This is a genomic window from Polaromonas sp. P5_D5 (assembly GCF_054049435.1).
Genome location: NZ_JBFUMJ010000001.1, coordinates 358,393 through 382,646 on the forward strand (window position 1 = coordinate 358,393; position 24,254 = coordinate 382,646).

Sequence of the window (24,254 nt, forward strand, 5' to 3'; positions counted from 1 at the left end):
GCCACCCTGAAACTTCGGGGAACTCACAGATGAGACGGCCACTTCCCCCAGGGAATTTCCGCAAGGACTGCACACCAAATGTTCGCCCAAACAGCTTGCCCGGGAAAATAAACCGCCATGTGCCTTTGGCACTGCCCGGCCTGTTTTTCCGCCTTCTCGTTTTGACTCTGAATCTTTGTCACCGTGCCTGTGCTTTGTGCAGGCGCCAAGGCGCATTTTTGTTTACTGGTAGCTGATCGATATTTAAAACAATTCCCGACAACTGGAGGTCCCATGCCTACTGCCAAGCCGAAGAAGCCGAGCACGTCCAAGAAGCCGCAAAGTGCGCAGTCCAAAGCTGCCGCAAAGCCCAAAGCCAAAGCAGCACCCAAAGCTGCGGCCCGGCCCGCAGGCAAGCCTCCAGTCAAAGCAGCAACTAAAGCTGCTGCAAAGCCTGCCGCCAAAAGCGGCAAGGTTGAAAAGCCGGGAAAACACGCCATATCTGTTAAACCCAGCAAACCCAATGCTCTGGTGAGCAAAGCCCCCCTGAAAACCGCGAAATCCGCGATTTCCGATTTGCCCCTGAAGAAAGCCCCCGCCGTGCCGACCAAGTCCAGTCCTGAAGCCAAGCCCCTCGCCGTCTCCGCCGACGTGCCCGTGAAGAAGAAACCCGGCCGCCCGCCCAAGAATCCGGCGGCCGAAGGCAGCGCGCCTGCCACCACCACCGGCGCCAAGCGCGGCCGCAAGCCGAAGAGTGCGGCCGGCCCGGTCAAGACAGGGGAAGACCTCGACATGTCCGACATTGAAGACGATCTCGTCGGGGAACCCATCGCGGAAACGACCGAGAAGGTCAAACCGCTGCGCATGAAAATCAGCAAGGCGAAGGAACGCGCCCTGATGAAGGAATTCGGCCTGGATGAAACCGTCCTCTCCGAAGAAGACATGCTCAAGCGCCGCCTGCGCCTGAAAACCCTGATCAAGCTGGGTAAAACGCGCGGCTACCTCACGCATGGCGAAATCTCCGACCACCTTCCCGACAAGCTGGTCGATGCTGAAACGCTGGAAGTCGTGGTCAACATGCTCAACGACATGGGCGTGGCCGTGTACGAGCAGGCGCCCGACGCCGAGACCCTGCTGCTGAACAACACCGGCCCTACGGTCGCCACTGAAGAAGAAGCCGAAGAAGAAGCCGAAGCCGCGCTGTCCACCGTCGACAGCGAATTCGGCCGCACCACCGACCCCGTGCGCATGTACATGCGTGAAATGGGCACGGTTGAGCTCTTGACGCGCGAAGGCGAAATCGAAATCGCCAAGCGCATCGAGGGCGGCCTCATGAAGATGATGGAAGCCATCTCGGAAAGCCCCGCCACCATCGCAGAAATCATGCGTCTGGGCGAAGAAATCCGCGAAGGCAAGATCGTCATCTCCACCGTGGTCGACGGCTTTTCCAACCCCAACGAGGCCGACGACTATGTGGCCGAAGAAGACTTCGACGAATTCGACGAAGAAGATGATGACGACGGCAAGGGCGGTTCCAAGGCCCTGACCAAAAAGCTCGAAGAGCTCAAGAAGGAAGCGCTCAGCCGCTTCGACAAGATCGCCACCCTGTTCGAGAAGGTTCACAAGACCTACGACAAGGAAGGCTACGGCACGCCTACTTATGTGAAGTCGCAAAAAGCCCTGAGCGACGAGCTGATGACCGTGCGCTTTACCGCCAAGACCATTGAAAAGTTGTGCGACATGCTGCGCGGCCAGGTGCTGGACGTGCGCAAGAAAGAGCGCGAGCTGCGCCGCATCATCGTCGAGAAATGCGGCATGCCGCAGGAAGTCTTCATCAAGGACTTCCCGCCCAACCTGCTCAACCTGAAATGGGTTGAAAAGCAGGTTGCCTCCGGCAAGCCGTGGTCGGTGGTGATGGCGCGTAACGTGCCGCCCATCCAGGAACTGCAAACCAAGCTAGCTGAGTTGCAAGCCCGCGTGGTGGTGCCGCTGGCCCAGCTCAAGGACATCAACAAGCGCATGAACGAAGGCGAGTCCAACTCGCGCGACGCCAAGAAAGAAATGATCGAGGCCAACTTGCGTTTGGTGATTTCGATCGCGAAGAAGTACACCAACCGCGGCCTGCAGTTCCTCGACTTGATCCAGGAAGGCAACATCGGCCTGATGAAAGCCGTCGACAAGTTCGAATACCGCCGCGGCTACAAGTTCTCGACCTACGCCACCTGGTGGATTCGCCAGGCGATCACCCGCTCCATTGCCGACCAGGCCCGCACCATCCGCATCCCGGTGCACATGATCGAAACCATCAACAAGATGAACCGCCTGTCACGCCAGCACTTGCAGGAATTCGGCTTTGAGCCGGACGCCAGCATCCTGGCCGCCAAGATGGAGATTCCTGAAGACAAGATCCGCAAGATCATGAAGATCGCCAAAGAGCCGATCTCGATGGAAACACCGATCGGTGACGATGATGATTCGCACCTGGGCGACTTCATCGAAGACAGCGCCAACACCGCACCGCTGGAAGCCGCGATGCAGGCCGGCCTGCGCGATGTGGTCAAAGACATTCTCGACAGCCTGACACCGCGCGAAGCCAAGGTGCTGCGCATGCGCTTCGGTATCGAAATGTCGACCGACCACACGCTCGAAGAAGTCGGCAAGCAGTTCGACGTGACGCGCGAACGCATCCGCCAGATCGAAGCCAAGGCACTGCGCAAGCTCAAGCACCCTTCGCGTTCGGACAAGCTGCGCAGCTTTATCGATACGCTGTAAGCTGCTTTTTCCTCAAAGCCTCTTGAGAGCCCGGCCCCGGAAGGTGCCGGGCTTTTTTATGCCCGTTTGAAATTCAAGGTGCCGTCAGCCCTACCTTGCGCACGAACGCATCGAGCGGCACCGACCACATATTGCCACCGTAGGTCAGCAGCGAATGCCCATCATGCCCTGGCACCGGGCCCGTCTGGACGAACTGCGTGTCGCTGCCGCCTGCCCTGAAGGCCTCGTGCCATCCGCGGGGCGCCTCGGCTCCCCAGAACTGGTCGTTCTCGGCGTAGAGCCACAGGTTGGGCACCTTGACCAGCTTGCCGAGTTCACCATAGGTTTTACCCATGTTCTCGGGCTTGCAACTCCTGGCCGGGGAGTCTTCCGGATTACCGCCCGAGCCGCCCGCGAAATTGACGGCGCCGACGACGCCCGGCAGATTGAGCGCCGCGACCGACACCGTCGTCATGCCGCCCACCGACTGCCCTTCGAGCAGCACCCTGTCCTTGCGCACCCAGGGCTGCTGCAGCGCCCATTGGTGCAACGCGACTACTGTCTGGCCCGCGTGGCTAGCCACACGCATGAAGTCGGCATCGCCGGTGCAAACCTTGCCGCTCCACCGGATGCCGGAGTCCTCCCTGTCGGAGCCCCCGGTATCCCCGTATCCCGGCCGTACCGGGGCAACCACGGCAACACCCTTGCGAAGCCAGTAGTTGGCGTGCCCGACCAGCACCGGATACTCAAGCTTGGCCCTGTCAACGCGCGACGGCGCTCGCCCGTGGGAAAAGATCACCAGCGGAAACGGACCTTCGCCCGCGGGCTTGTAGAGATGGGTGACAACCTCATACTGTTTACCGTCGATCAGCAGAGGCAGTTTGACGATCTGCGGCGGCACGCGCTCGGGCTGCTGCGCCCATGCGGGCATGCCGGTCGTTTGCGCCGCCCACACCATCCCAAACATCCACGCCAGTTTCCACCATCGCATGCTCAGCTCCTTGCTTGTCGCCGGAGCATTTTGACATGCGGAACGCACTCGCCTAAGAAGTGCTGAAGCGGTAGAGCGTGCGGCCCTGGCGGCGCTGTCCCGGCTCATGTACGGCGGAAGGAAATGCCGGCACATTGGGTGCGTTGGGGTACCCTTGCGGCTCAAAGCACAGGCTTTGCTGCTGCGCGTATTGCCTGCCGCCCTTGCCCGGCCCGCCGGCCAGCGGCTCGCCTGCCACAAGACCGGTGTAGAACTGCATGGTGGGCTCGGTCGACCAGACTTCCATCACCCGCCCGCTAATGGGTGCACTCACGCGCGCGCATAGCGCCAGATCTTCATCACTGGCGGCAGAGCGGTCAATCTCAAAACAGTCGTCATACCCGGCGACGAGGCCAATACCAGCCTCGGCTTGCAAGCCGCGCACCCGCTTGCTCAGCACGACCGGCTTGCGCAAATCAAACGGCGTTCCTTCCACCGGCAGCAACCTGCCTGTCGCGATGAGGTCAGGCGCCATCTCGAAATAGCGGCTGGCGCAAATCGTGACCTCATGCTCCAGCGCGTTACGACTTCCCGCGCCTTCGAGATTGAAAAAAGCATGCGTGGTGAGATTGGCCACCGTGGGTGTATCCAGCGCGAGCGCCTCGTAGTCGAGCACCAGCTCGTTCGCCTCGGTCACGCTGTAGGTCAGGCGCAGTGCCATCGCGCCCGGAAAGCCCTCTTCCCCGTCGGCAAACACATAACGCATTTCAACGCTGGAATCGCTGCACTGCACCGTATCGAATACCCGAAAACGCGAGCCTTTCACGCCGCCGTGCAAGCAGTGCAGGCCGTTGTTGGCGGCCAGCACATGCTCCTTGCCACCCAGCGTGAAGCGCGCATGGCCAATACGGCCTGCATAGCGCCCGATGAAGGCCCCCACCGAGGGCGCTCCGCCGATCACGCCGTCGATGCTGTCGTAGCCCAGCACCACGTCGTCAAAGCGGCCATCCCGGCCCGGCACCAGTACTTGCTCGATCTTTGCGCCGTAGTTTGTCACGCACACAGTCATGCCTTGACCGTTGCGCAACGTGAACAACGCGGTGGGCTTGCCACCGAGCTCTCGTACAAATCGTGTGGGGTCAAGCAGCATGGCAATGCACGGTGTCTGGGACGCTCACTTCGAAATAATCGTCAGCAACTCTTCGCGTGTGGTCGGGTCCGCCATGTATTTTCCATACAAAGGCCCCATGCGCCTGACCATGGGCGATGCATCCCTGACCTTGACGAACTGCGAACCCTGCTTGGTCGTGGTCTCCAGGGCCGCGGCCACCCGTTTGTTCCACAGCTCGCGCATCAGGATGGCGGACTTGACGCCGGCCTCGGTGAACGCGGCTTTGTCTTCTTTGCTGAGTTTTTCCCACAGCTTGGTCGAGACGACCAGGGCCTCGGGCGAGATCACATGGTTGGTGACGTAAACGTTTTTGGCCACCTTGAAGTGTCCGGTGGACTCATACGAAGGCAAGTTGTTCTCGGCGCAATCCACCTTGCCCTGCTCCAGGGCGGCCAATACGTCCTTGAAGGGCAAGGCCACCGGCTTGGCGTCCATCAGCTTCACCATCTCGATGTAAATTTCGGACTGCTGGACACGAATATTCATGCCGGCCAGGTCCCTGATATTGTTGACGGGCTTGACGCAGTAAAAAGAACGGCCACCGCCGTCATACCAGCCCAGCACAACGAAGCCGGCGGCCTTCAGGTTGGCGGCAAAACGCTCACCCAGCTTGCCGTCCAGATGGCGAAACATGTGCGCGGAATCAGTGAACAGGAAGGGCAGGTTCAGCACCTTGATGCCCGGCACGGCGTCCGACAGCGGACCGGAACTGAACTCAGCCACGTCAATCTCGCCGCTCTTGAGCATCTGCACGGCCTTGGGCTGGTCGCCAAGTGTGCCGCTGTTGAAGAGCTCGATGTTATAGCGGCCACTGGTGCTCTTGGCCACCTGCTCCACGAAACTCTTCATGGCCTCCGATACCGGATAGCCATCGGGATGAATGTTCCATGCCCGCAGCTTGGTCTGAGCCACAGTGGCGCTCGCGCATAGGGCAAAAGAGAGGCACAAAAGCCCCTTGAATGAAGTCCGCATGTTTTTGTCTCCTGGCGTGGCTAATAACGGCCAGCCTCTGATGGGCCGACTCGTTTCTTTTCAAAATTGAATCCCTTGCTCGATATTCCCACGGATGCGCGCTCACAACCCAAAGATATCAGGCAATATCACCACTAAGTCACGCAACGATTTTTCAGTCCAGTTTGATGTTTGCTTCTGCAACAACTTTGGCCCATCGGCTGCGCTCCTGGTTGAAAAAAACATCCTGCTGTGCCGGTGTCATGGTCACGACCTCGGCGCCCTGCCCCGCCAGCTTGGCGCGGATGTCCGGGCTGCGGATGATCTTGATGAGCTCGGTGTTGAGGCGATTGATGACGGCTGCCGGCGTACCGTTGGCCACCAGCAAGCCCTGCCAGGTGCCCGACTCGAAGTTGGCAAGACCCTGCTCCGCCAGCGTCGGCACATTGCCAATCAGCGGCATGCGCGTGCTCTTGGAAACACCCAGGATCTTCAGCTTCCCGCTTTGCACATGCGGCAAGGTGGCCAGCATGCCGTTCATCAACACCTGGGTCTGGCCGGCGATCGTATCGCTGACGGCCTGCGAACCGCCCTTGTAGGGGATGTACTGCCACTTCGCCTTGCTCGCCCGCTCGACCGCGACACCAGCCAGGTGCGGCGCGCTGCCCATGGCCGTTACCGCAAAGTTCAGGTCGGTCTTGTGCGAGAGCGCTACGAGCTCCTTGAGATTGCTGGCGGGCACCGAGGGATGAACCACCAGCAGGTGCGGCGAATAGGCCAGCATCGTGACGCCACGCAAGTCCTTGGTCGGGTCGAAACCCAGCTTGGGATAGACCGAAGGGCTGATGGCCAGAGCGCCGGTGTCGCACAGCAGCAGCGTGTAGCCGTCGGGTGCTGACTTGGCCACGATGTCGGCGCCCAGGTTACCGTTGGCGCCGGCCTTGTTGTCCACGATGACCGACTGCTTGAGCGCCTCGGACAGAGGCTGCGCAATGGCGCGCGCGATGATGTCTGAAGAACCGCCGGGTGGGTACGGCACCACCAGGCGTATAGGTTTGGACGGCCATGAAGCCTGCGCGCTCGCAGCGCCAGTCCCCAAAGCCAGTGAAGCAGCCATAAGCTCTCGTCGATTGATCGGCATGTTCGTCTCCGGATGTATGAAAAAGCGGTGTCCTCCACCAGCTGCGCCGTGAGCCTCTGTGGGCTCTTCATGCGGATGAGTTACGCGACTTCGTGGTTGCCCAGAAGTTCAAGCGCACGCACCAGAGCGGAATGGTCCAGGTCCTGCATGCCGTTGGCGGCACAGGCCTGCATCAGCTGGGCGGCGCCCGCCGTTTGCGGTAAAGCCAGACCCAGCGTACGTGCACCGCTGAGCGCGAGGTTCAAATCTTTCTGGTGCAAGCCGATACGGAAGCCCGGCGCAAAGGTGCGCTTGATCATGCGTTCGCCATGAACTTCCAGAATGCGCGACGAGGCAAAACCGCCCATCAGCGCCTGGCGCACTTTGGCTGGATCGGCGCCAGCCTTGCTGGCAAACAGCAGGGCTTCGCCCACGGCCGCAATGTTCAGCGCCACGATGATCTGGTTCGCCACCTTGCAGGTCTGGCCGTCGCCGTTGCCGCCCACCAGGGTGATGTTCTTGCCCATCAGCTCGAACAACGGCTTGACGAGGTCAAACGCGGCCTGCGGACCGCCCACCATGATGGTCAGGCTCGCAGCTTTGGCGCCGACTTCACCGCCCGACACCGGGGCGTCCAGGTAGTCGCAACCCAGGGCATTGATCCTTTTGGCGAACTCTTTGGTGTCCATCGGCGAGACGGAGCTCATGTCGACCACTGTCTTGCCTTTGGTCAGCGCCGAGGCCACTCCGCCCTCGCCAAACAGCACGTTCTCCACGTCGGGGGTGTCGGGCAACATCAGGAAAATGATGTCCGCCTGCTTTACTACGTCGGCGATGGAATCGCAGGCCTTGCCCTTGCCCGTCAAGAGAGCCGCAGGCACTTTGCTCCGCGTGTTCATGAAAACCTCGTGTCCCGCCGCAATCAGGTGCGCAGCCATCGGCGCGCCCATGATGCCCAGGCCGATAAAACCAAGCTTGCTCATAAAAATGTTCCTTGTTCGTAAAAAATAGCGGTAGCCCCGGCCGCGCGGTCCGGGATGACAGAAAAATCAGGCGAGGTATTTGTCGCGCAGGGCCTGCGTGGCGCCACGGAACACGCCGAGATCGCTGCCGACGCCGACAAAAGTTGCGCCCATCTCCATGTAGCGGCGTGCGTCGGCTTCCACCGGCGCCAGGATGCCGACCGGCTTGCCGTGCGCCTTGGCGGCGGCAAAAATTTTCACCATGGCGGCCTGCACCTCCGGGTGCCCGGCATTGCCGAGGTGGCCCAGTCCGGCGGCCAGGTCGGACGGGCCGACAAACATGCAGTCGACACCCGGGGTGGCGGCGATCTCGTCAGCAGCCGCCGTGCCGGCGATGCTTTCGATCTGCACCATCACGCAGATGTGGTCGTTGATGGACTTGAGGTAGTCCGGCACCGTGCCGTACTTGTTGCTGCGCTGGGATACCGAGACACCTCGAATGCCCTGGGGCGGATAACGCGTGGCGGCAACGGCGCTGACAGCCTGCTCGGCGCTTTCGACAAAGGGAATCAGGAAGTTGTAGAAGCCGGCGTCGAGCAGGCGCTTGAGCTCAACCGAGTTATTGCTGGTCGGGCGCACCACGGGTGCGCTGACACTGTCCTTCAGCGCCATCAGCTGCGGGATGTAAGTGGCCATGTCGTTGGGCGAATGTTCACCGTCAAGCAGGATCCAGTCGAAGCCGGCCACGCCCAGCACCTCGGTGGTGATGGCGTTGGACAGCGAGGACCAGCAGCCGATCAGTTTTTTGCCGGCCAGCAGGTCGCGCTTGAAGCTGTTGGGAAAGGATTGGTAAGGCGTGGGTTGTGTCATGGTGGTTTGCTGTTGCTCTCTGAAAGGGGTACGGGCTTATTCGGCCTTGATGTTGGCGGCCTTGATGACCTTGGCCCACTTGTCGACCTCGGTTTTCTGATACTCGAGCAACTGCGCGGGCGTCATGCTGGAGGGCTCCATGCCGAACACCTTGAGCTTGGCCTGAACCTCGGGCTGGGCCAGCACCTTCATCACTTCGGCGTGCAGACGGTCGACCACGGCTTGTGGTGTGTTCGCGGGGACAAACAAGGCCTGCCAGGACACCATGTCGAAGCCCTTCTGGCCGCTCTCGGCGATGGTCGGCACATTCGGGTAGCTGGGCACGCGCTGGCCGCCGGTGACGGCAATCGGGCGCAGCTTGCCGCTCTGGATGTGTGGGCCGACGATCAGGCTGGTGTCGAACATCATGTCGAGCTGGCCCCCTATCAGGTCCTGCACCGCGGGCGCCGAGCCCTTGTACGGCGCATGGGTGAACTTGACGCCCGACTGGCTGGCCAACAGCTCCAGCGCCATGTGCGGCGAGGTGCCGATGCCCGGCGAGCCCGAGCTCAGGCCGCCGTTCTTGGCGCGGGCGGCCTTGAGCACGTCGTCCAGGGTGCGCAGCGGGCTGCTGGCCGGCACCACCAGCAGCAGCGGGCTCACGCCCAGCATGGCGACGGGCGCGAAGGATTTCACCGGGTCGTAGCCGATGGGCGTGCTGTAGAGGCTGACGTTGATCGAGTGCGAGCTGATGGTGCCGCCCAGCAGCGTGTAGCCGTCGGCCGGTGCGCGCGACGCGATGGCCGAACCCACGCTGCCACCGGCGCCGCCCTTGTTGTCGATGACGATGGGCGTGCCGAGCGCGGTGGACAGCGGCTGCGCGATCAGGCGGGCCAGCGTGTCGGTGTTGCCGCCGGGCGGGAACGGCACAACATAGATGATGGTCTTGCCAGTGGGCCAGGCGCCTTGCGCAAATGCAGAGAGGGCCGACAGGCCGCCGGCAGCTGCGGCGATGGCAGTGTGGATCAGGGTACGGCGTTGCATGATGATGTCTCCTTGCGTGTTTTTGAACGAAAAATCAGGTCACGGGTGCGGGGTTGAACAGCACCAGCGCGTTATGCAGCTTCCAGTGTTCAGCCCAGGTCTTCTTGCGGCCGCTGGCCACTTCGAGCATGAGGTGGAACATCTCCCAGCCCACGTCTTCGATGCTGGCGTCGCCGTCGGCAATGCGGCCGGCGTTGATGTCCATCAGGTCGTGCCAGCGGCGCGCCAGATCGCTGCGGGTGGCGACCTTGATCACCGGGCATTCGGCCAGGCCGTAAGGTGTGCCGCGGCCGGTGGTGAACACATGCAAATTCATGCCGGCGGCGAGCTGCAAGGTGCCGCAGATGAAGTCGCTGGCCGGCGTGGCGGTGTAGGTCAGTCCCTTGCGCTTGAGCTTTTCACCGGGCGCCAACACGCCGCTGATGGGCGAGCTGCCGGACTTGACGATGGAGCCCATGGCTTTTTCGACGATGTTGGACAGGCCGCCCTTCTTGTTGCCGGGCGTGGTGTTGGCGCTGCGGTCGACCAGGCCTTTTTGCAGGTAGGCGTCGTACCAGGCCATCTCGCGAATCATGGCCTGTGCCACTTCCGGCGTGGCCGCGCGCGAGGTGAGCTGGTCGATGCCGTCGCGGACCTCGGTGGTCTCGGAAAACATCACGCTGGCACCGGCGCGCACCAGCAGGTCGGTGCAAAAACCGACCGCCGGGTTGGCGGTGACGCCGGAGAAGGCATCGCTGCCGCCGCACTGCACACCAACCACCAGTTCGCTGGCGGGCACGGTTTCACGGCGGCGCGCATCGAGCTTTTCCAGGTGCAGCACGGCCGCCTGCATGATGGAATCGATCATGGACATGAAGCCGACATGGTTCTCGGACTGCAGGCACACCACATCAAGCGGCGCTTCGGCGCTGATGCCGACGTCGGCCACGCTGCGTTCGTCGACGATCTGGATGGTGCCGGGCGGCATCAGGCGCTCGGGCTGGAGCTTTTCGCAGCCCAGGCTGACCACCATCACCTCGCCGCCGAAGTTGGGGTTCAGGCTGATGTTGCGCAGCGTGCGTATCGGGATGATGGCGTCGGGGGCGTCGATGGCTACACCGCAGCCGTAGGTGTGTTCCAGGCCGACCACGTCGTCGACGTTGGGAAACTTCGGCAGCAATTCATCCTTGATGCGTTTGACAGCGAAGTCGACCACGCCGGCCACACACTGCACCGTGGTGGTGATGGCCAGGATGTTGCGGGTGCCGACCGAGCCGTCGGCATTGCGGTAACCCTCGAAGGTGTAGCCCTCCAGCGGGACCTGTGCCGGCGGCTTGACGGTGGCGATCGGCAGGCCGTCCAGGCCGCGCGCGTCGGGCATGGCGAGCAGGCGCTCGTGCACCCAGCTACCGGCGGGAATATCTTTCAGTGCGTAGCCAATCGGCACGTTGTAGCGCAGAACTGCCGTGCCCTTGGGCAAGTCAATCAGCGCCACCTTGTGCCCTTGCGGGACCCGCTCGACCAGCGTCAACCCATCGGCAAACACTGCGCCAGCCGGCAGTCCGCCGTCGTTGGAGACGATGGCGACGTTGTCCGCATCGTGCATGCGGATGTACAGCGGTGGACGGGGGGCGAGTGCGTTCATCAGAAGTCCACGATCTCGACCCAGTTCGGGTTCTTGCCGCCAGGCTGGCTCTTGCCCGCGCCCGGCAGGCCGGTGACGGGATCGATGGCATGCAGCGACACGCCGTGCGAGTCCTGGCCGGTAGCGATCAGGAAGCGGCCGGTCGAGTCCACCGCGAAGCCGCGCGGTGTCTTTTCGGTCGGCGTCTGGCCGACCACTGCGATCCGGCCCGTGACAGGGTCGACCTTGAAGGTGGTCAGCGTGCTGGAGGTGCGCTCGGAGCCGTACAGGAACTTTCCGTCCGGCGAAATCTGCAGATCGGCGGCCCACACCTTGCCGGTGAAGCCGGGCGGCACGACGGTGCTGCGCTGCAAATGGCTCATCGCGCCCCTACCCGCGTCGTAACTGAACACGTCCACGCCGCCGTCCAGCTCGTTGAGAAGGTAGGCGTATTTCTGCGGTTTGTCCCACAGGAAATGGCGCGGGCCGGTCTTGGCCGGGGCAACGTTGATGAGCGCGGGGTCGTTGGCCGAAAGCACACCGGTTGCCGGGTCGAATTTCCAGCTCGAGAGGTTGTCACCGCCCAGGCTGGTGGCGAAAACGTACTTGCCCGAAGCGTCGGCATGGATGGCATGCGCATTGGGCGCGGTCCTGACGATTTGCTGCACCGCACCCACGACGCCGTCGGCGCCCATGCTGTTCACGGTGATCTTGTTGCCACCGTACGAGGCGGCGAACAGCCACTTGCCGGTCGCATCGAGGTCGATGTTGGCCATGCTGTCAGCCAGCGTGGACTCGCCCAGTTTCTTCAAGCCGCCCGTGGCCCCGTCGATGGCGAAAGTCACGACACGAAACGGCTGCGAGCGCAGTGCCACGTAGAGGAATTTTTTGTCGCGGCTCACCACCATCGGCATGGCTGTGCCGCCCACGGGCACGCTGGCCACCGGCTTGAGGGCACCTGCCGCGCGGTCCAGCTGCATCACCGAGATGTCCTGGCTGTCGGCATTGGCAACGTACACCCAGGTGGCCGCGCTGGCGGCACCGGTGGCGGCGATCAGGCCCGCGCCGGCGAGCAGCAGAAACGAAGTGCGCAACGAGGCTGGAATCATGGCAAGTCCTTGTTTCATGGTTGAAGTTGTCCTGCGGATGGGCGCCGTTCAATAGCGGGGTTGCGCGCCGGTGAATGCGGGGTCGTATTTGCGCATTTGCGCCAGGTCGTCGCGGTTGCGGATGCCGCAGTTCAGGTAGTTGTCGTGCAGGCGCGCCAAAGCCGTGCGGTCCAGCGTCACACCCAGGCCGGGGGTGGTCGTCACGCGCAGGCTACCGTCCTCGAAGCGCAGGCGGCCGCCCTCCACCACTTCCTCGTCCTGCCAGGGATAGTGGGTGTCACAGGCGTAAGTCAGCAGCGGCACGCTGGCGCACAGGTGGGTCATCGCCATCAGGCTGATGCCAAGGTGCGAGTTGCTGTGCATCGACAGGCCCAGGCCAAAGGTGCTGCACAGCCGCGACAACTGCTGCGTGACGCGCAGGCCGCCCCAGTAGTGGTGGTCGCTCAGCACGATCTTGACCGGGCAGCCCATCTCGGCGTTGCGGCGGAACTCGGCGAAATCAGTCACCACCATGTTGGTGGCCAGCGGCACCTCGCAGTCGCGCGCCACGGCCGCCATGCCCTCCAGGCCGGGGGCAGGGTCTTCGTAGTACTCGAGCACGCCGCGCAGCTTTTCCACAATCTTCAGGCTGGTCGCCACGCTCCAGTTGGCATTGGGGTCGATGCGCAGGGGCACCCCGGGGAAAGCCTCGGCAAGCGCCAGCAGGCCCGCAGCTTCCTGATCCGGCGCAAGCGCACCGGCCTTGAGCTTGATGCTCTTGAAGCCGTACTCTGCAATCATCCGGCGCGCCTGGGCCACCAGTTGGGGTGGTGTGAGCGCTTCACCCCAAGGGTCGGCCGGATATCCGGAAGAAGCAGGCTTGTCGATGTGCTGCGCATACTTGTAGAACAGGTAGGCCGAAAACGGTACGCGGTCGCGCGCCGCACCGCCCAGCAGGTCCACCACCGGTGCGCCAGCCAGTTGTCCCTGCAGGTCCAGCATGGCGACCTCAAAGGCGCTGACGACCTTAGCCACCGTCTTGGAGACGTGAGTGCCCGGCGCCAGGGACACCTGCTGGCCGAGAAACTCCGATGCGGTCTGCACCGGCGGCGTGACCTGACCGGCAACGCGCGACTCCATCTCGCTGAGAGCCCAGGGCGACAGGCCAACGAGCGTGGGCGCGACCTTGGCCAGCGCCTCGAGCATCGGCAAGTCACCGTAACTTTCGTTAATGCCGACCAGGCCGGAGTCGGTTTCCAGCTCGATGATGGACCGCAACGCCCAGGGCTCGTGAATACCGGCCGCGTTCAGGAGCGGCGGGTCGCGAAAGGCAATGGGCGTGATGCGAACCGCGGTGATCTTCAATACGGACATGAATTACTTGAGCAGCAGGTTGGGCAACCACAGCGACAGCGCCGGCACGTAGGTCACCATGAACAGCACCAGCAACAGCGCGCCAAAGAAGGGGTACAGCGCCCGCACCACTTTTTCGATGGGAAGTTTGGCTACCGCCGCGCCGACAAACAGCACGCCGCCCACGGGTGGCGTGATCAGGCCCATGCCGAGGTTGACCATCATGATCATGCCGAAATGCACCGGGTCCACGCCGAGCTGGGTAACCACGGGCAACAGGATGGGCGTCATGATCAGGATCAGCGGCGCCATGTCCATCAGCGTGCCCAGAATCAGCAGCAGCACGTTGATCATCAGCAGCACCACATACTTGTTGTTCGAGACGCTGGTAAACATGCCGGTGATCTGCTGCGGAATCTGCATCAACGTCATGATGTAGCCGAAGCTCGCGGCAAACGCGATCAGGATCATGACGATGGACAGGGTCTTGACCGTGCGGTGTACCAGCTTGGGCAGGTCGCGCCACTTGTAGTCGCGGTAAATGCACATGGTCACAAAGAAGGCCCAGATCACGGCAATGGCGGCCGATTCGGTGGCCGTGAAAATGCCCGACAGAATGCCGCCCAGGATGATGACCATGGTCATCAGGCCCCAAAGCGCATCGGCGCAAATCTTCAGCGCCTCGCGCATGGGGATGACGCGGCCCTTGGGAAAGTCGCGTTTCTTCGCGATGAACAGACACATGACAGCCAGGGTCAGACCCAGCAGCAAGCCAGGCAGCACACCCGCGAGAAACAGCGCCGCGATCGACACGCCGCCGCCGGCGGCCAGCGAATAAATCACTGCGTTGTGGCTGGGCGGGATCAGGATGGCCTGCACCGAGCCGCTGACGGTGACCGCCGTAGCGAAGTCGCGCGGGTAGCCCTTTTTCTCCATCTCGGGAATCAACACCGAACCGATGGAGGCCGTGTCTGCCATCGACGAGCCGGAAATGGCGCCGAAGAAAGTTGAGGCCAGGATATTGACCAGCGACAGGCCGCCGCGCACAAAACCGACCAGCACACTGGCAAACGCCACCAATCGGCGGGACATGCCGCCCTCGGCCATGATGGCGCCGGCCAGTACGAAAAAGGGAATCGCCAGAAGCGAAAACTTGTTGACGCCGCTGGAGATCGCGATCATCACCGCGTCCAGCGGGATGTCTATCCACCAGGCGCCAATCAGCGCGGACAAGCCCAGCGCATAAGCCACCGGCAGGCCCAGAACCATGAGCAGGAGAAAAGACCCCAGCAGAACAAATGCATCCATCAGAGGGCCTCGCCTTCAATTTTTTCGTGGTCGTAGGTGACAACTTCGCGGTCACCCTGATGGCCCAGCGCCATGCGTTCAAGTACAAAGATAAGCGTAATCAGGCCACCCAGGGGCAGCGGGAGATAGGTCGCACCCACCGGCATCCAGGGGATTTCGCCGATGTACTGGCCCCAGGTCTGCATGCAGAGCTTGGCGCCGTAATAGGCCATGAAGACGGATACCACCGCCATCAAGATGTCCATCAGCCAGGCAACGACGCTGCGCATTTGTTCGGGCATACGGTCTGTAACCATGGCTACAGAAATATGAGCGTTGGCGCGGTAGCCGGCAGCGGCGCCGAAGAAGGTAAAGATCACCATCAACAAAATTGAAATGGGCTCCGGCCACTGCGAACCGGTGCCCAGCACGTAACGTGTGAAGATGCCCCATGGAATGATCAGCGACATGAGAAAGATGGACAGGCCCGAGATCCAGATGCACGCAAGGTACAGCCAGTCGTTGAAGCGAAGGGTATGGTGTTTCATGGTATTTCCGCAATACGGCAAGACGGCCCGGGCGCGCCGCGTCGGCAGCGCACCTGGGCCCGGGAGCAACGCTTATTTGGTTGCGTCGATACGCTTCATCAGGTCAGCAAACTTCACGCCGTACTTGGCGCGCACGGGCGCCGTGGCATCAAAGAACAGCTTCTGGTCCACCGGCACAAACTCGACACCCGCGGCCTTCAGTTTGGCCGAGTATTCCTCGACGCTCTTGTCCCACAGTACGCGCTGTTCCAGCTGTGCCTCACGGCCCAGCTTCTTGACCAAGGCCTGGTCGGCTGGCGTGAGTTTGTCCCATGTCACCTTGGACATCACCAGCAGTTCTGGAATGATCAGGTGATTGGTTTGGGCGTAGTACTTGGCACCGGCGGTGTAATGGTTGGAAGTGAACATGCTGGGCGGGTTGTTTTCCGCACCGTCGATCACGCCGGTCTGCAGTGCGCTGAACACTTCGCCGTAAGCCATGGAAATGCCGTTGCCGCCCATGGCGTTCATGGTGTCGACAAACAGCGGATTGCCCATCATGCGGACCTTCACGCCCTTGAGGTCGGCGGGGGATTTGACCAGCTTCTTGGTGTACAGGCTGCGTGCGCCGCCGTCCATCCAGCCGAGGGCAACCAGGCGCGCCGGGCTGGCAGTGACCTTGGCCAGCAGTTCGTCGCCGATCGGGCCGTCGATCACTTTGCGCATGTGCGGGATGTCGCGGAAAACGAAAGGCATGTTGAACACGTCAACTTCCGGCACGATGGGGCCGATCACGCCCAGCGAGATGCGGTTGATTTGCAAGGCGCCGAGCTGGGTCTGCTCGACGGTTTCCTTTTCCTGACCCAGCACGGCGCCGGGGAACATCTGCATCTTGATGCGGCCATTGGTCTGGGCTTCAAGCTTCTTGCCCATGTTCTCGACGGCGACAACCGTCGGATAACCCGCCGGGTGCGTGTCAGATGCCTTGAGCACGATGTTCTGCGCCGAGGCAGTAAACGATGTGGCCAATGCGACTGCCGCAACGGCTGCGGCGATAAAGTTTCTGCGGAAGGTCATGGTTGTCTCCTTGAAGGACCGGTTTATAAATAACTAGCGGGAAAACTGCGGCTCGGGCAGCCCGCGCACGCCGGGGCGCAACGCGAACACACCGCCGGCCAGCGGCTGGTCAGATAAGTCGACACCTTCAGGGCGTATCGACGTCACGAACAGGGTGTCAAGCCCGGCGCCGCCAAAGGCGCACATGGCAGGTTTTTTCACCGGCACGGCCAGCGAGCGGTCCAGCTTGCCGGCGGGGGTGAAACGATGGATCAGGCCGGCATCGTTGCCGCAAATCCAGTAGCAGCCGTCGGCATCGACAGCCGCGCCATCCGGACGGCCGGGCAGCGGGTTCATGTCGACAAAGACGCGCCGGTTTGATGGCGTGCCAGTGTCGGTGTCGTAGTCAAAGGCCCAGATGGCCTGTACCGACGGATGCGAGTCCGACAGGTACATGGTACGGCCGTCGGGGCTGAAGGCCATACCGTTCGGCGTGATGAAACCGTCCAGGAGTTTTTTCAGTTCGCTATCTTTTTTATAGCTATAGATACAACCCACACGTGCGCCGGCAGCCATATTCATCAACATGGTACCGGCAAGAAAGCGCCCCTGACGGTCACAACGGCCATCGTTGAAGCGCATGCCGGGCATGGCATGCGTAACGGCGGCAAGCTGCTTGAACCCAAGCTGGCCATCCGCCCGTGGACTCAGGCGGAACACGCCGCTTTCAGCGCCTGCAACCCAGTCCTGCGTGCCGCCTATCGAAGCAACGCAGGCCAGCATTTCAGGAGCGGCCCATTCAGTGAGAACGCCTTCGGCCACGCTCCAGCGGCACAGCCTGCGCGCCGGAATATCAACCCAATAGAGCGCTTGTTCGGCGGCCTGCCAGACAGGGCTTTCCCCCGTGCCATTGCGCGCATCCAGAATCAGCTCAACGTGAGATTCACTCGTGTTCATCCTGGCCACTCAGTCGCCGAAAGGGCCGGCCACGACAAAGCCACCACCCTGGTACTGGGCGACCGGGTCTTTCAGGTCAGGTGCAGCGGTTCGGGCGTAGACGGCCTCGCGAAAGATGTCCGAGCTGTCTTTCGGCACATAACCGATGTGGCGTGCGCGGCTGTTGTCCCACCAGGTGACGGCGTTGTCGGACATGCCAAACACAATGCTGTGGCCCAGCACCGGCGTGGTCAGGCAGGCGGTAATCAAGCGGTGCAGGTCGTCAAAGCTCAGCCAGGTCGCCAGCATGCGGCGGTCTTTGGGCTCGGCAAACGAAGAGCCGATGCGCACGCAAGCGGTTTCAATGCCGTAGCGGTCAAAGTACAGGCGCGAGAGATCTTCACCGAAGGCTTTGCTCAGGCCGTACAAACCGTCGGGCCGCGGCGGATGGTCGGCATTGATGGTCTGGTCCTGGCGGTAAAAACCGGTGACGTGATTGGAGCTGGCAAAGACGATGCGTTTGACGCCGTTCTTGCGCGCGGCCTCATACAAGTTATAGGCGCCCAGGATATTGGCCTGCAGGATGGGGCCAAAGGGCCCTTCTACCGAGACACCGCCCAGATGAACAATCGCATCAACACCCTGAACCATGGTGTGGACGGCAGCGGAATCGGCCAGGTCGGCCAGAATCACCTCCTCGTTGACCGCGGCAGCACCGAAAGGCTGCACGTCGGACAGCCGGAGTACCGAGCAATTGGCTTTCAGGCGCTCGCGCAAGGCCTTGCCCAAGCCACCAGCCGCGCCGGTCAACAAGAGCTTTTCGTGAACTTTGATGGTCATTTTTTACATCTGTGCCCGGTGCGATTGCAAACACTGGACTTTTTTATGAAGTTTGTTAAAGTCAACCCAAGAACATCGCAGTCATAGGTTGTCTGATGACTTGGAATTCTCCAGTTCGCCCCCTAGCTTGTCAATGGTTTTTTAATGGACTCAAGGAAAACCCCTAGTCGCTCCGAGGCAGGCCTTACGGTTGGCTTTCACGAAGAGCCGTTACGCATGCGCCGCCCCCGCGGACTGGTGGGTGAGATCGTCGAAAATCTGGCCACCAGCATCCGTTCAGGTCACCTGCAGCCGGGCGAAAAACTGCCCACAGAAGCCGAAATCATGGCTCGTTTTGACGTGAGCCGGACCGTGGTGCGTGAGTCGCTGTCCAAGCTCCAGGCCTCGGGGCTGGTCGAAACCCGGCACGGCATCGGCACCTTTGTCCTGCAACCGCAGGACGCCGGCAACTTCAAGATCACCGCCGAGGACTTTGCCACCGTGGCCGATGTGATCTCGGTGCTGGAGCTGCGTATCAGCCTGGAAACCGAAGCCGCCGGCCTTGCCGCCCAGAGGAGAACGCCAGAAAACCTCAAGGCCCTGGAAAATGCATTGCGCGCCTTTCACGACTCCATCAGCCTGGACTCCGACGCCGTGCCACCGGACTTCCAGTTCCATATGGAAGTAGCCCGCGCCACGGGCAACCGGCACTTCGCCGACCTGATGACCTACCTGGGCACCATGATCATTCCGCGCACTCGCGTCAACACGGCGCACAGTGCACCCGAAGGCCGCTTCAACTACCTGCAGCGGGTCAACAGCGAGCACGAGAGCATCTACAACGCCATCCGCAATCAGGATGCGGAGGCCGCACGCGCCGCCATGCGGACGCACCTGTCCAATAGCCGTGAACGGCTTCGCCGGGGCAATAACGCGCATACCATGCAGCCACCCGAAGAGCCTTCCGAACCTCAGGCACCTCGCACCCTGGGTACAAATCTGGTTGCATAAATAATCGGTGAGTTGTACGATAACTGATAAATTGTTTTATCAACCATCCTACAAGCAAGTCCGGTATGCCCGCTTCAAACGCTCCCGCAACAGCCCCTCACGCCCTTTCCCAAACTCCCCGAATCACTCGCGTGCAGGTGATTCCCGTGGCCGGCCAGGACAGCATGCTGTTAAACCTCAGCGGTGCCCACGGCCCATTTTTTACCCGGAACCTGCTGATCTTGACCGATAGTTCAGGCCGCACCGGCGTAGGTGAAGTACCGGGCGGCGAGAAGATCCGCAACACCCTGGAAGACGCCCGTGAACTGATCGAAGGGCAATCGGTAGGCGCGTGGAACCAGATTCTCAACACCCTGCGCACACGTTTTGCGGACCGCGACAGCGGCGGCCGCGGCAACCAGACCTTTGACCTTCGCGTGGCGATTCATGCCGTCACTGCCGTGGAAAGCGCCCTGCTCGACCTGCTGGGTCAATTCCTGGGTGTACCTGTGGCCGCCCTGTTGGGCGAAGGCCAGCAGCGGGATTCAGTGGCCATGCTGGGCTACCTTTTTTATGTGGCCGATCGCAAGCAGACGGACCTGGCCTATTCCAGTGCGCCGGATGCAGAGGACGACTGGCTGCGCCTGCGCCACGAGGCCGCCATGGATGCCGACGCCATCGTGGCATTGGCCGAAGCGGCCTACAAGCGTTACGGCTTCAAGGATTTCAAGCTCAAAGGCGGCGTGCTGCGGGGCGAGGAAGAGATGGAGGCCATCATTGCCCTGTCAGAGCGGTTTCCCGAGGCACGCATCACGCTGGACCCGAACGGCGGCTGGCTGCTCAAGGATGCCATCCGCATCTGCCAGGGCCGCGGCGATGTGTTGGCCTACGCAGAAGACCCCTGCGGCGCCGAAGGCGTGTTCTCCGGCCGCGAAGTGATGGCGGAGTTTCGCCGGGCCACCGGCCTGCCGACCGCCACCAACATGATCGCCACCGACTGGCGCGAGCTGTCGCACACCATTCACCTGCAGTCGGTTGACATCCCGCTGGCCGACCCGCATTTCTGGACCATGCAAGGCTCCGTTCGCGTCGCGCAGGTCTGCCAGACCTGGGGGCTCACATGGGGCTCGCACTCCAACAACCACTTCGACATTTCCCTGGCCATGTTCACCCATGTGGCTGCGGCCGCGCCGGGCAAGGTCACCGCCATTGACACGCACTGGATATGGCAGGATGGCCAGCGCCTGACCAAGGCCCCCTTGCAAATTGTGGGCGGCCAGGTTGCGGTGCCGCAAACACCGGGCCTCGGCGTGGAACTGGACATGGCCGAAGTGGAAAAAGCGCACCAGCTTTATCTCAAGCACGGCCTCGGTGCGCGCGACGATGCCGTAGCCATGCAGTACCTGATCCCCGACTGGAAATTCAACAACAAGATGCCCTGCATGGTTCGATAAATCCAGCAGGTCGCCGGAATTTAGAGGGTTCCGGAAATCTGTCATGCCCATTGCACGGGACATTTGTTGCCCGCCAGGCGCCGGGGGCGGTATACCGCGGCGCCCTTTCCCCACCAACGATACCCACTGAGCCACAAAAACAATCAGGAGACAAGACATGAAACGCAGAACCCTTTGCAGCATTGCGGGTGCGACACTGCTGGCACTGGCCGGCACGCTGGGCGCAGGCGCCGCCGCAGCCCAGACCAAACTCAAATGGGCTCACGTCTACGAGACCTCGGAGACCTTTCACAAGCAAGCCGTCTGGGCCGCCGACGAAATCAGGAAGAAGACCAACGGCCGCTATGTGGTGGAGGTCTTTCCGGCCTCATCCCTGGGCAAGGAAACCGACATCAACCAGGGCCTGACACTGGGTACCGTCGACATCATCTACACCGGCGCGGCCTTTGCCGGGCGTGCACACCCGCCGTTGTCGATCGCCGCCGCGCCTTTTGTGTTTCGCGATTACGCGCACTTCCAGGCATTCCGTAACGGCCCGATCTTTCAGGAGCTGGCTCAGGGTTATGCCAGCAAAACCGGTGGCCAGCATATTGCAGGCTACACCTACTACGGCCTGCGCCACATGACTTCCAACAAGGTCATCAACAAACCCGACGACATGAAGGGCCTCAAGCTGCGCGTGCCCGACGCACCACTTTTTGTGATGTTCCCAAGGGCCGTGGGCGCGAACCCGACGCCCATCGCCTTTGCCGAGGTCTACCTGGCGCTGCAAAACGGCACGGTCGATGCACAGGAAAACCCGCTTCCCACGATCGAGGCCAAAAGGTTTTACGAAGTCCAGAAATACATCACCCTGACCGGCCACATCACCGAATCGCTGATCACGGCCGTGTCGGGCTCGGTCTGGACCAAACTCAATGAGGCCGACAGGAAAATCTTTGACCAGGTGCTCTGGGAAGCATCAAGCCGCGCCAGCCAGGACATCGTCGATGCCGAAAACCGCCTGGTCGCCGAGTTTGAGAAGAAAGGCAAAACCGTCAACAAGGTAGACCGTGCGCCTTTTGCCGCAGCGGTCTTGCCCTCGCTGACCGCAGCCGATGCCCCCTGGCCCAAGAGCCTGTACGAGCGCATTCAGGCCATCAAGTAAGTTCCAGCCAACACCACCAGACAACACACAGGAGACATCATGAAACGCCGTTCCCTTCTTCACTCTGCCATTGCCGGCGCCATCCTGCCGGCGCTTGCGCTCCCCGTGTGGGCGCAAGACAAGTGGCCCAGCAAGCCCATCACCTTCATCGTGCCTTTTCCTGCGGGCGGGACCACCGACATCCTGGGCCGGCTGATTGGCCAAAAACTCGGGCCGGTACTCGGCACCACCATCGTGATTGACAACAAGGGCGGTGCTGGCGGTAGCGTCGGCTCGGAAGTCGCGTCCCGCGCACCGGCAGATGGCTACACGATGCTGGGCGGCACCGTCAGCTCGCACGCTATCAATGTGAGCCTTTACCCGAAACTGGGCTACGACCCGATCAAGTCTTTCTCTCCGGTGGCGCTCATCGGCACCAACCCGGTTGTGCTGGTGGTGGGAGCCAACAGCCCTTACAAAACGCTGCAGGACGTGCTGGCCGCCGCGAAGGCCAAACCCAAAACCATTTCGTCCGCATCGGCCGGCAGCGGCACGTCGCAGCATCTCTCGCTGGAACTGCTGGGCTTCAAGTCGGGCACCCAGTTCATCCATGTGCCCTACAAAGGCAGCGGCCCCGCCATCCAGGACGTGATCGGCGGACAGGTGGACATGATGTTCGACACCACGGTCGTAGCAGGTCCGCATATCCAGAGCGGCAAGGTGCGTGCGCTGGCGGTCACCTCCGCCAAGCGCCTGGAGTCCATGCCGAATGTGCCAACGGTGGCCGAATCCGTTCCCGGATTTGAGGTTGCCTCGTGGCAAGCCATTTTTGTGCCCACCGGCACCCCCAAGCCCATCATTGACAGGCTGCACGATGAAATCATGAAAATCACCGCGCAGCCCGAGATGCAGGAACGCCTCAAAGGGCTGGGCATGCAACCGTCCAGCATGACGATCGAGCAGGTCTCCGCCTTCCAGAAGGCCGAGGTCGAGAAATGGGCGCAAGTCATCAAGGCGGCCAACGTCAAGCTTGACTGAACATGCCGTTCGTACCCAGCCCTGCGCGGCTGCGCCTCGCCGTCATTGGTGCAGGGCTGGGCTCTGCACCTCACTTCCGAAGTCTTGAAGACCTGGCCAGTGAAGCAGACGTCGCATGGGTTTATGGGCGGAACGCCGAACGGCTGGCCGCTGTAGAAGTGCCTCAAGGGGCGCGCCGAACCACACGCCTGGAAGATATTCTGGAAGATGCCAGCGTGAAAGCCGTGCTGGTTCTTACGCCGCCCAATACCCATCTGGACCTCGTGCAGCAGGCAGCGCGCGCGGGCAAGCATGTGCTGGTCGAAAAGCCGCTCGAAATTGATTTGAACCGGGCCAATGCATTGGTTGAGGCTTGCGAAACTGCGGGGGTCATGCTGGCGGTGATGCTGCAGCACCGCATGCGCGACGCGGCCCTTGCCGTGGCGGCACTGCTGCGTGACGACGTTATGGGCCCGCTGGTCAGCGCCGCCGCGTCGATCCGGTGGTGGCGGCCGCAAAGTTATTACGATGAACCCGGCCGCGGCACCCTGGCGCGGGACGGCGGCGGCGTGTTGATCACGCAGGCCATTCATACGCTCGACCTGCTGCTCAGCTTCACCGGCATGCCGGAGCGCGTCACAGGAGTTGCCAGCACCAGCGCAGTGCATAGCATGGAGGCCGAAGACATGGCTGCCGCATTGCTGCACTACGGCAGTGGTGCGGTCGCTGTGGTTCAGGCCACTACGGCGGCCTACCCCGGTTTTCCCGAGCGCGTTGAACTCAACTTCACCCAGGGCACCGTGACGCTGGAAGGCGGTGAAATGCAGGCGGTTTTTTCCAGCGGAAAGACGCTGACCGCCGGTGCACGCCAGGCCTCCGGCGGTGGCGCCAACCCCATGGCCTTCGACCATGCCGCTCATCGCGCCGTGCTGCAGGATTTCATTCGCTCTGTCCAGAATGGATGCGCACCCGCCGTGACGGGGCGCTCCGCACTTGGGGTGCAACAGGTGATTGAAGCGATCATGGAGTCCTCCAGAACAGGCAGCGCTGTAGCACTTCATCCGGCAACACGGATCCCCGTGATGTAGGTAAAAATAATGTGCTTTGACACCACCCGGTGATCCTGCCAGCGCATTGCGGTGTTCGCCACATCAGGGTTTTCCAAGGCACAAACATGCCCCAGTCCAACTGCAGCGGGCGT

The 24,254-nt window shown here is 61.9% G+C and carries 22 protein-coding genes; 6 read left to right on the top strand and 16 right to left on the bottom strand.

Translation table 11 applies throughout. The features are described 5' to 3' along the window. Positions 1 to 23: 23 nt before the first annotated feature. Entirely contained in the window at positions 24 to 608 is a 585-nt protein-coding gene (locus tag ACXJKE_RS01755) for a hypothetical protein (protein WP_457278846.1), read from the bottom strand. On the opposite strand from ACXJKE_RS01755, the gene rpoD reads away from it, so the two are divergent. After that, complete coding sequence (gene rpoD / locus ACXJKE_RS01760; RefSeq protein WP_457278847.1) at positions 580 to 2,751, top strand: RNA polymerase sigma factor RpoD; 2,172 nt, start codon at positions 580 to 582, stop codon at positions 2,749 to 2,751. The genes ACXJKE_RS01755 and rpoD overlap by 29 nt on opposite strands. A gap of 73 nt (positions 2,752 to 2,824) precedes the next feature. Here rpoD and ACXJKE_RS01765 read toward each other — a convergent pair whose 3' ends face one another. The 15 genes from ACXJKE_RS01765 to ACXJKE_RS01835 form a co-directional block, all read right to left on the bottom strand. Next, on the bottom strand, positions 2,825 to 3,721 hold the full coding sequence (locus ACXJKE_RS01765) for a dienelactone hydrolase family protein (protein WP_457278848.1): 897 nt from the start codon (positions 3,719 to 3,721) through the stop codon (positions 2,825 to 2,827). A 52-nt stretch (positions 3,722 to 3,773) separates the two neighbouring features. After that, positions 3,774 to 4,850 (bottom strand): aldose epimerase family protein, encoded by a 1,077-nt coding sequence (locus ACXJKE_RS01770; protein WP_457278849.1) that lies wholly within the window; start codon positions 4,848 to 4,850, stop codon positions 3,774 to 3,776. 24 nt (positions 4,851 to 4,874) lie between these two features. Continuing rightward, a complete protein-coding gene (locus ACXJKE_RS01775) occupies positions 4,875 to 5,843 on the bottom strand; it encodes a TRAP transporter substrate-binding protein (RefSeq protein WP_457278850.1) in 969 nt (322 codons plus the stop codon). A gap of 154 nt (positions 5,844 to 5,997) precedes the next feature. Next, positions 5,998 to 6,963, bottom strand: a complete 966-nt coding sequence (locus ACXJKE_RS01780; RefSeq protein WP_457278851.1) for a Bug family tripartite tricarboxylate transporter substrate binding protein — start codon at positions 6,961 to 6,963, stop codon at positions 5,998 to 6,000. Between the two features lie 80 nt (positions 6,964 to 7,043). Next, positions 7,044 to 7,925: a 2-hydroxy-3-oxopropionate reductase gene (gene glxR, locus ACXJKE_RS01785; RefSeq protein WP_457278852.1), complete on the bottom strand. Its 882-nt coding sequence runs from the start codon at positions 7,923 to 7,925 to the stop codon at positions 7,044 to 7,046. 66 nt (positions 7,926 to 7,991) lie between these two features. Continuing rightward, positions 7,992 to 8,774, bottom strand: coding sequence for a 2-dehydro-3-deoxyglucarate aldolase (gene garL / locus ACXJKE_RS01790; protein ID WP_457278853.1), 783 nt, complete (start codon positions 8,772 to 8,774; stop codon positions 7,992 to 7,994). A gap of 36 nt (positions 8,775 to 8,810) precedes the next feature. After that, positions 8,811 to 9,797, bottom strand: a complete 987-nt coding sequence (locus ACXJKE_RS01795) for a Bug family tripartite tricarboxylate transporter substrate binding protein (RefSeq protein ID WP_457278854.1) — start codon at positions 9,795 to 9,797, stop codon at positions 8,811 to 8,813. Positions 9,798 to 9,831: 34 nt separating this feature from the next. Then, entirely contained in the window at positions 9,832 to 11,421 is a 1,590-nt protein-coding gene (gene garD / locus ACXJKE_RS01800) for a galactarate dehydratase (protein ID WP_457278855.1), read from the bottom strand. Continuing rightward, on the bottom strand, positions 11,421 to 12,527 hold the full coding sequence (locus tag ACXJKE_RS01805) for a lactonase family protein (protein ID WP_457278856.1): 1,107 nt from the start codon (positions 12,525 to 12,527) through the stop codon (positions 11,421 to 11,423). Before ACXJKE_RS01805 ends, garD begins: the two co-directional genes overlap by 1 nt. A 30-nt stretch (positions 12,528 to 12,557) precedes the next feature. Beyond that, on the bottom strand, positions 12,558 to 13,862 hold the full coding sequence (locus ACXJKE_RS01810) for a glucarate dehydratase family protein (protein WP_457278857.1): 1,305 nt from the start codon (positions 13,860 to 13,862) through the stop codon (positions 12,558 to 12,560). Between the two features lie 3 nt (positions 13,863 to 13,865). Beyond that, on the bottom strand, positions 13,866 to 15,149 hold the full coding sequence (locus tag ACXJKE_RS01815) for a TRAP transporter large permease (protein ID WP_457278858.1): 1,284 nt from the start codon (positions 15,147 to 15,149) through the stop codon (positions 13,866 to 13,868). Next, positions 15,149 to 15,676, bottom strand: a complete 528-nt coding sequence (locus tag ACXJKE_RS01820) for a TRAP transporter small permease (RefSeq protein ID WP_457278859.1) — start codon at positions 15,674 to 15,676, stop codon at positions 15,149 to 15,151. The genes ACXJKE_RS01815 and ACXJKE_RS01820 overlap by 1 nt, the downstream gene beginning before the upstream one ends. A 72-nt stretch (positions 15,677 to 15,748) precedes the next feature. Further along, complete coding sequence (locus ACXJKE_RS01825) at positions 15,749 to 16,732, bottom strand: TRAP transporter substrate-binding protein (RefSeq protein ID WP_457278860.1); 984 nt, start codon at positions 16,730 to 16,732, stop codon at positions 15,749 to 15,751. A gap of 33 nt (positions 16,733 to 16,765) precedes the next feature. Continuing rightward, entirely contained in the window at positions 16,766 to 17,668 is a 903-nt protein-coding gene (locus ACXJKE_RS01830) for an SMP-30/gluconolactonase/LRE family protein (protein ID WP_457278861.1), read from the bottom strand. Positions 17,669 to 17,677: 9 nt separating this feature from the next. Next, complete coding sequence (locus ACXJKE_RS01835) at positions 17,678 to 18,487, bottom strand: NAD-dependent epimerase/dehydratase family protein (protein WP_457278862.1); 810 nt, start codon at positions 18,485 to 18,487, stop codon at positions 17,678 to 17,680. A 216-nt stretch (positions 18,488 to 18,703) separates the two neighbouring features. Between ACXJKE_RS01835 and ACXJKE_RS01840 the strand changes: the two genes are divergently transcribed. The 5 genes from ACXJKE_RS01840 to ACXJKE_RS01860 all read left to right on the top strand — a co-directional run bounded on the left by ACXJKE_RS01840 (position 18,704) and on the right by ACXJKE_RS01860 (position 24,141). Beyond that, positions 18,704 to 19,477, top strand: coding sequence for a FadR/GntR family transcriptional regulator (locus ACXJKE_RS01840; protein WP_457278863.1), 774 nt, complete (start codon positions 18,704 to 18,706; stop codon positions 19,475 to 19,477). Between the two features lie 65 nt (positions 19,478 to 19,542). After that, a complete protein-coding gene (gene gudD, locus ACXJKE_RS01845; RefSeq protein ID WP_457278864.1) occupies positions 19,543 to 20,910 on the top strand; it encodes a glucarate dehydratase in 1,368 nt (455 codons plus the stop codon). Positions 20,911 to 21,067: 157 nt separating this feature from the next. Continuing rightward, positions 21,068 to 22,057: a sialic acid TRAP transporter substrate-binding protein SiaP gene (locus ACXJKE_RS01850; RefSeq protein WP_457278865.1), complete on the top strand. Its 990-nt coding sequence runs from the start codon at positions 21,068 to 21,070 to the stop codon at positions 22,055 to 22,057. Between the two features lie 39 nt (positions 22,058 to 22,096). Then, complete coding sequence (locus ACXJKE_RS01855) at positions 22,097 to 23,074, top strand: Bug family tripartite tricarboxylate transporter substrate binding protein (RefSeq protein WP_457278866.1); 978 nt, start codon at positions 22,097 to 22,099, stop codon at positions 23,072 to 23,074. Between the two features lie 2 nt (positions 23,075 to 23,076). Continuing rightward, entirely contained in the window at positions 23,077 to 24,141 is a 1,065-nt protein-coding gene (locus tag ACXJKE_RS01860; RefSeq protein WP_457278867.1) for a Gfo/Idh/MocA family protein, read from the top strand. The last annotated feature ends 113 nt before the right edge of the window (positions 24,142 to 24,254 follow it).

What these genes read in the sequence shown, in the direction of transcription:
- ACXJKE_RS01765 (WP_457278848.1), bottom strand. Translation starts at nt 3,721, where the DNA reads ATGCGATGGTGGAAACTGGCGTGGATGTTTGGGATGGTGTGGGCGGCG.
- ACXJKE_RS01770 (WP_457278849.1), bottom strand. Translation starts at nt 4,850, where the DNA reads ATGCTGCTTGACCCCACACGATTTGTACGAGAGCTCGGTGGCAAGCCC.
- ACXJKE_RS01775 (WP_457278850.1), bottom strand. Translation starts at nt 5,843, where the DNA reads ATGCGGACTTCATTCAAGGGGCTTTTGTGCCTCTCTTTTGCCCTATGC.
- ACXJKE_RS01780 (WP_457278851.1), bottom strand. Translation starts at nt 6,963, where the DNA reads ATGCCGATCAATCGACGAGAGCTTATGGCTGCTTCACTGGCTTTGGGG.
- glxR (WP_457278852.1), bottom strand. Translation starts at nt 7,925, where the DNA reads ATGAGCAAGCTTGGTTTTATCGGCCTGGGCATCATGGGCGCGCCGATG.
- garL (WP_457278853.1), bottom strand. Translation starts at nt 8,774, where the DNA reads ATGACACAACCCACGCCTTACCAATCCTTTCCCAACAGCTTCAAGCGC.
- ACXJKE_RS01795 (WP_457278854.1), bottom strand. Translation starts at nt 9,797, where the DNA reads ATGCAACGCCGTACCCTGATCCACACTGCCATCGCCGCAGCTGCCGGC.
- garD (WP_457278855.1), bottom strand. Translation starts at nt 11,421, where the DNA reads ATGAACGCACTCGCCCCCCGTCCACCGCTGTACATCCGCATGCACGAT.
- ACXJKE_RS01805 (WP_457278856.1), bottom strand. Translation starts at nt 12,527, where the DNA reads ATGAAACAAGGACTTGCCATGATTCCAGCCTCGTTGCGCACTTCGTTT.
- ACXJKE_RS01810 (WP_457278857.1), bottom strand. Translation starts at nt 13,862, where the DNA reads ATGTCCGTATTGAAGATCACCGCGGTTCGCATCACGCCCATTGCCTTT.
- ACXJKE_RS01815 (WP_457278858.1), bottom strand. Translation starts at nt 15,149, where the DNA reads ATGGATGCATTTGTTCTGCTGGGGTCTTTTCTCCTGCTCATGGTTCTG.
- ACXJKE_RS01820 (WP_457278859.1), bottom strand. Translation starts at nt 15,676, where the DNA reads ATGAAACACCATACCCTTCGCTTCAACGACTGGCTGTACCTTGCGTGC.
- ACXJKE_RS01825 (WP_457278860.1), bottom strand. Translation starts at nt 16,732, where the DNA reads ATGACCTTCCGCAGAAACTTTATCGCCGCAGCCGTTGCGGCAGTCGCA.
- ACXJKE_RS01830 (WP_457278861.1), bottom strand. Translation starts at nt 17,668, where the DNA reads ATGAACACGAGTGAATCTCACGTTGAGCTGATTCTGGATGCGCGCAAT.
- ACXJKE_RS01835 (WP_457278862.1), bottom strand. Translation starts at nt 18,487, where the DNA reads ATGACCATCAAAGTTCACGAAAAGCTCTTGTTGACCGGCGCGGCTGGT.
- ACXJKE_RS01840 (WP_457278863.1), top strand. Translation starts at nt 18,704, where the DNA reads ATGCGCCGCCCCCGCGGACTGGTGGGTGAGATCGTCGAAAATCTGGCC.
- gudD (WP_457278864.1), top strand. Translation starts at nt 19,543, where the DNA reads ATGCCCGCTTCAAACGCTCCCGCAACAGCCCCTCACGCCCTTTCCCAA.
- ACXJKE_RS01850 (WP_457278865.1), top strand. Translation starts at nt 21,068, where the DNA reads ATGAAACGCAGAACCCTTTGCAGCATTGCGGGTGCGACACTGCTGGCA.
- ACXJKE_RS01855 (WP_457278866.1), top strand. Translation starts at nt 22,097, where the DNA reads ATGAAACGCCGTTCCCTTCTTCACTCTGCCATTGCCGGCGCCATCCTG.
- ACXJKE_RS01860 (WP_457278867.1), top strand. Translation starts at nt 23,077, where the DNA reads ATGCCGTTCGTACCCAGCCCTGCGCGGCTGCGCCTCGCCGTCATTGGT.